The organism is Mycobacterium talmoniae (genome assembly GCF_001854525.1).
Taxonomy (GTDB): domain Bacteria; phylum Actinomycetota; class Actinomycetes; order Mycobacteriales; family Mycobacteriaceae; genus Mycobacterium; species Mycobacterium talmoniae.
Window position 1 is genome coordinate 1 of record NZ_MLQM01000090.1, and the last position, 6,239, is coordinate 6,239.

General features: G+C 72.7%; 3 protein-coding genes. All 3 read left to right on the forward strand.

The window, feature by feature from the left end; translation table 11 throughout:
• The first annotated feature begins 46 nt into the window (after window positions 1-46).
• Window positions 47-2,518, forward strand: coding sequence for a hypothetical protein (locus BKN37_RS16060; RefSeq protein WP_131823626.1), 2,472 nt, complete (start codon window positions 47-49; stop codon window positions 2,516-2,518).
• Between the two features lie 53 nt (window positions 2,519-2,571).
• Window positions 2,572-4,674 carry a SaeA-related protein gene (locus tag BKN37_RS16065; protein WP_071027605.1) on the forward strand — a complete coding sequence of 701 codons (2,103 nt, stop codon included), beginning with the start codon at window positions 2,572-2,574 and terminating at the stop codon, window positions 4,672-4,674.
• On the forward strand, window positions 4,671-6,239 hold a 1,569-nt coding region (locus BKN37_RS27880), incomplete at its 3' end, for a GAP1-N2 domain-containing protein (protein WP_479724556.1). The genes BKN37_RS16065 and BKN37_RS27880, both read left to right, overlap by 4 nt.

The window sequence follows — 6,239 nt, forward strand, 5'->3', positions numbered from 1 at the left end:
CCCCCCCAACACTGCCCACCCAACACCCCCCCCCCCCCCCCAAAGCGTGCACCGCGGTCCCCACCGGGGCCATCCCGCCCCCCGCCACGGCCGCCTGCGGGCCGCGCCCCAGGTCCCCGCCGACGCGCCGGCCGACCGTCGGGTGCCCCGCGCCGTCGAGCAACTGCTCGAGCAGGTGGTCCGGGCCAGCGCCGTCGGCGCGCCGATCACCTTGTTGCGCTTGCTGTTCACCCGCGGCTCGGCCGGCCCGCACGGCTACGACCCGGCGTTGGTGCTGGAGGGCTGGCACAACCTGCTCATCGCCCCGGAGGATTCCGCCGGGCCCGGGCTGGGGTCGGTGGTGTTGGAGCCGCTGACCGAACCGCTGGAGGTGGCCCAATACGTCGCCCCGGTGGTGGCGGCGGTCGCCGGGCTGTGGACCGGGATCGATAAGTCGGTGTTCGACGATCTGGCGATCCTGCCCGGTCAGACGCTGCGTGCGGTGCGCGCCTTCTACCGCCAACTCGACGCCGCCGGAGTGGAGGATCAGCTGCGGCTGCAGTTGTTCAGCGCCGCCGGCCGGCTGCCGCTGCCGCGCAGCGGCCAGACCCCGGTGGTCTACATCCAGGACGTGCCGCTGGCCGCGCAGGCGGTGTCGCGGGCGTTGTGGACCAAACACCGCGACGTGCTGCGCAGCGGCCGGGTGGAGATCGGCAGCAAAGAGACCGAGCAGATCGCGATCGGCGACGCGGTGAAGACGTTTCTGTCCTTCCTGTGGGCCGCGCTGCGCAACGCGCCGTCGGCCTGGTTGTCCGGGATGCTGGGCGGGGTGCAGTCGGTGCTGGCAACCACGGTGCAGCACACCGTGTTCGGCGGGTCGAATTCGGCGTACGCGGTGGTGGCCGGCGGCGAGGCGGGCAGTTGGCAAGACATCGGCCGGGGCGCCGACCAGATGAGTACCGCGCTGGGTGAACAGCCCGGTGCCGCGCACCTGGTGCAGGCCGATCTCACCTCGCTGTGGGTCGACTACGTCAACGCCGCCCTGACGTTGGCCGACGGCGGGCGGCGCACCGCCGGGATCGACCCGGTCAGCGTCGGGGTGGCGGTCGGCGTCGTGCACGACAGCGCCGACGTGGTGCCCAGCGCGGCCGACGCGTTCACCGCGATCCCGGCCTCGTTGGCGGCCGTCATCGGCATTCCGGCGGTGGCCGGCGGCGACGTGTTGGGCACCGCGGACCTCAAGGGCCGGCTGGAACGCACCTTCGCCGATCCGGCCGCCGGGGTCGAGGCGCGCCGCGCCTTCTCCGACCTGACCGAGTGGGAGGCCCGGGCCGGCCGCAGCTACGCCGCCCAAGTGGGTTCGGTGCTCGCGGACTTTTTGGGCCGGGCCCGTGGCGAGGTCAGTGGGTTGGTGCAGCGGATTCAGCAGACCGCGAACCGCGACGCGGTCGACGAGACGCTGCGCCGGCGGCAGCGGGTGCTCTCCACCATCACCCTCACCGCCGGCTGGACCGTGTTCGCGGCGGTGCTGCTGCTGTTGATCATCGCCGGGATCGGCTGGGCCGACTGGTCGTTCTCGCTGATCGTGAGCGCGGTGGTGATCGCCATCTACTTCGTCGCGGCGCTGATCCTGTTCATCATCGGGCAACGCCACCTGTTCGCCGAACTGAACCTGCGTCGCTCGCAGATGTCCGAACTGGAGGCGATGCACCACAATCTGCGGGCCGCGCTGCAGGATGTCAGCCGGCTGTCGGCCGCCTACGGTCAGCTGCTGGCCTGGAATCGGGTGCTCGGCGAGGTGCTGCGCACCCCGTTCGGTCCGGTGGCGCCGGCCCGGCCATCGCGGCTGCATCTGACCGACGGGCTGCCCCGGGCCATGCAGATCGGGGTGGCCGCGCCGTCGGGGCAAGACGCCGAATCGACCGCGCGCACCTTGGAGCAGCGGCTCTACGGCATCGGCTGGCTGTCCGGCCCGTGGGAGCGGATGCTGGAGTCGGCCGGCCGCCAGCTGCGCGACGAGCCGGTCACCTTGTTCCGGATGCCCGGTGCCGGTTCGGGTTCGCCGCTGGACGGCTGGTCGAAGGCCGTCGCCGCCGGGGCGGTGCGCTCCGAGGGCGCCAACGCGCTGTGGGCGCAGGTCCAGGCGATGTTCGACGACCCGGCCAGCGGGGTCGCCGAGGCGTTGACCGGCGGTGTGCTGATGCCGGCGACCGGGCAGCGGGTGTCGCCGGACCAGTTCAACGGCGGGATGCTGCAGAAGCGCACCGGGCCGGCCGCCCCGTTCCACGCGTCGTTGTTCACCGACACCGCGGTCACCGCCGGCCGCTCGATGGTGGCCATCGACGACGCCGCGGTGGACCGCCGCGGCCTGGACTACCGGGCGGTGGTGGTGCAGGTCGGCGATGGCCTGCCCACCTACGATTTCGCGATGTTCGCCCCGGGCGAGGATTCCGTGCAGTTCGAGGCCACCACGAAGATCCGCCTGCCCGGCGCCGTCGACGACGACACGCCCCCCGAATCCGGATCGCTGGTGTTCTAGATGACCCGCGCCGGCGACGATGCAGAGCGACGCGATGGGGAGGAGCGGCGCCGATGACCGACGCGCGACCGGTCGAAGACGATCCCCGCTTGGCGGCGCTGCTGGAGTGGCGCGAGGAGCTGATCGAAAGCGGTGCGGTGTCGGCGGCCTCCTTTAAGGAGGCGCACATCCGGTTGGTGCTGCGGTCGGGGCGCACCGAGGTGGAGCAGATCCGGGCGATGCTGCCCGGTGCGGTGGCCGAGCACGCCGAGGAGATGGCCCGGGTGCTGCGGGACGCCGCCAAACCCGGTGGCCGCCACCACAAACCCGCCGCCAACACGGCCGCGCCGCGCGCGGAGACCAACGGCCCCGAGGCCAGCGGCCCGGTCCCGACCGCCCCGGCCGAGGAGGCCGGACCCGGCGACGCCGACGAACCCACCATGCTGGTGAAAAAGGCCACCGCCGTGGTGCCGCAAACCGGCTTCGCGCCCTACAAGGTCGGCGCCCCGGCGCCCCAACACCAGGTCGCCCCGGTGTCGCTGCGCCGGGCCGGCGACGACCCGGAGCACGGCGGCCTGGAAGTGTCGTGGCCGCGGTTCGGCGGGCGCGGCCCCGCGCCCCGCACCGTCATCTACCGCCTGGTCAGCACCGAAGGTGGCCGCGGATACTCGCCCGACAAAGCCGATCTGGTCACGGCCACCGCCGCGACCTCGGCGACCGACGACCGTCCGCTTTCTGGCGCGGTGCGCCACCTGCAGGTCTGGGTCAACGCAGGCGCGTCGATGATCGCGGCGCTGGCCGCGCAGCCGATCCTGCACGCTGCCGGCGTGGTGGTGGGCACGCTGCGCGACTTCGAGATCCGGGAGGACTCCGGGCGGGTCATCGGCCAGTGGAATGCCCCGCCGGGGGTGGCCGCGGTGCACGTCTACCGGGTGCCGGTCGAACTCGCCGACCGCGACGGCCCGGCGTTCCGGATCGCGGCCGCCGGACCCAACCTGACCGGGTTCGTCGACCCGGACGCCGAACGCGGCCGCCGCTACCTGTACCGGATGCGCTGCGAGGTCGAGGTCGACGGGGTGGTCCAGCTGTCGGCGGCGGTGCAAACCGAGGTGGCCGTCTCGGCGGTGCGGGAACCGGTCACCGACTTGCAGCTGACCATGCGCAACCAGCGCGACGGCGTCGAATTCGACCTGGAGTGGACCACACCGCGGTTCGGGCAGGTGCTGGTGTTCCGCAGCCTGGACCCGCCCAGCGCGGACGCGCAGGCCACCGAACTCGACGAATCCGTGCTGGACCAGGTCGGGTTGAACCGCGATTCGCGGCTGACCCATCCCATCGCCGAGCGCGTCGACCCGCAGGGGGTGCGCAAATCGGTGATGGCGGGGGTGCCGTGGCCCGGGGACTGGAATCGGGCCTACTTCACCCCTGTGACCGTGTTGGACGGCCGGGCCCGGCTCGGCAAGCCGGTGTCGGCGGTGCGCACCGGGCAGATCACCGACATCGCGCTGGCCGAGTACTGCAATAAGCAGGTCCTCACCTTCGACTGGCCGGACGGCGCGGCGGCGGTGTTGGTGTACATCGCGCCCAAGGGCCACGACCCGAGTCGGGGCCTGACCGGGCGCAGCTACGAGATCGCGCAGGGCGAGTACGAGAAGTACGGCGGCAAACAGTTCGTCGGCGAGCTCCCCAACCGGGGCTGCTCGCTGCACCTGGTGCCGGTGGCGTTCACCGGTGGCCGGCGGGTGCTCGGTGCCCCGGCGTCGATCGAATACCGTGGCCTGCTGCGGATCTGGTACGACGTCCGGATCCTGCGGGACCCGACCGGGATGCCGCTGACCGCCGCGGTGCGGGCCCGCGCGGACGCCGACGCCACCGGATCGCCGCCGTTCGTGTTGGTGCACAACCCCGATCGGATCCCGCTGAGCGTCAACGATGGGTCGGCGGTCGATATGTTCCGGGTGGACCCGAGCGGGCGGCCGATCTCCGGGCGCTCCAAGGAGTTTCAGTGGTCGGCGATCACCACCATGGGCAGCGAGGTCTGGGCCGGCGACGTGCGCGGCATGCAGGGGTGGATCCGGCTGTTCGCCAACCTGCCGCCGGAGCGGTTGCGGCTGCTGGCGTTGTTGGACCCGCCGGTGGACGCGCTGCGCCTGACGCCCGGGATGGCGCCGCGATGACGACCCGGTACGGACAGCTCAGCTACACCTCGTTTGACACCGTGGGCACCGCCGGCGGATGGCAGGTCAAGCAGACCGCCGGCGACATCACCCCCGACGAATCCCACCTGCTGGTGTCCGGCATCCACACCGCGCTGGAACCGGTGCAGCCGCTGCCGGCCTACCCCACCCCCGACCAGGTCAAGGCGTTGCCGCGCCGGCTGGCGTACCGGCGCATCGACGACGACGCCGCCGCCTACTGGCACACGGTTCCCGCCGGGTTGGACAGCACCGGGCGGCCGGGCAACATCTTCGCGCACGTGCTGCTGGACCGGGACACGCGCCGCGCCGCGCCCCGCCCGATCGAGCTGTGGCGCTCGGCGCGGTGGCTGGCCCCCTACGGCGGGCAGGCCGTCCGCGACGCGGTGTTGCCCGACGACGTCCCGGCGCACGGGGGCGCGGTCACCGCGCACAGCGTGGTCGAATTCGCCTGCGACACCACCACCTGGCGGCTCAGCACGCTATGCGGCCTGCTGGACGGGGTCGCCGCGGCGCTCGACGGCGGGCCGCCGGTGGTGCTGGGGGTGGACTCCATCGACACCGCCGCGCAATGGATCGGCGCGGTGAGCTTTCTGATGTCGCCGGGCACCGCCCGGCGGCTCAACTTCTCCACCTTCGACCGCAGCACCGACCTGGAGCACTCGCTGCGGGCCGGTCTGCACCTGATCGCGATGCCCCGCGCCGATCTGGGGCACGTCCCGCACGGGGTGCTGGTCATCGACGAAACCGAGACGCTGTCGATGGGGGAACTGGGCGGGCAGCACCACCGCACCGGCGGCGGGCAAGACATCGCCGTCACCGCCTGGTCGGCGATGGCGCAGGTGGCGCTGATCGACCCGGAGTCCGCCGCGCAGCTGTTGACCGACATCGACGAATTCGCCGCCCGGGTCGACGATGTCGGGCTGGCCCCGGCGCTGCCGATGGCGATCGCGGTGCTCAACCGCGACGAGTGGGGCGACGCCGTGCCGGAAGCGCGGCTGACCGTCGCCGCCCACGCCACCCCCAGCTGCGCCGCCGACCCGGCGGTGGCCCGCATCGTGGACAGCGAAACGCAGCGCCTGGTCGGCGCCACCACCGCCGACGCGTGGCGGGCGACCGACAGCCTGGCGAACTCCGCGTCGCTCATCGGGGACGCCGCGCGGGCGGTCTATCTGTCCCGCGCCATCCGCGACGATCGGTGGCTGTCCCAGCCCGGCCCCATTCCGGTTCCGGCGCAACGCTTCTCGCCGGGCACGGTGCCCGACGATGTTGCCGCCGATGCCGCCGCGGTGTTGAGCGACGTCGATGCGCGCGATCCTGCGCTGCTGCTGCGGACGGTCGACCTGCTGGCCGGCACCGGGCTCGGCGACATCGTCGCCCAGCCCGTCGAGCAGAAGATCGTTCCCGCACTGCTGGATCCGGGGCACGGGCGGTGGCTGATCACCGACCTGCATGGCCAGATCAGCCGCGACACCCGGTTGCTGGTGGCCGCCGCGATCCTGACCTATGACGGCAGCCAACACATCCGGCTGGACCCGCCACTGCTG

Excerpts from the sequence above, each read along its gene's own strand:
- BKN37_RS16065 (WP_071027605.1), top strand. The coding sequence starts at position 2,572 with ATGACCGACGCGCGACCGGTCGAAGACGATCCCCGCTTGGCGGCGCTG.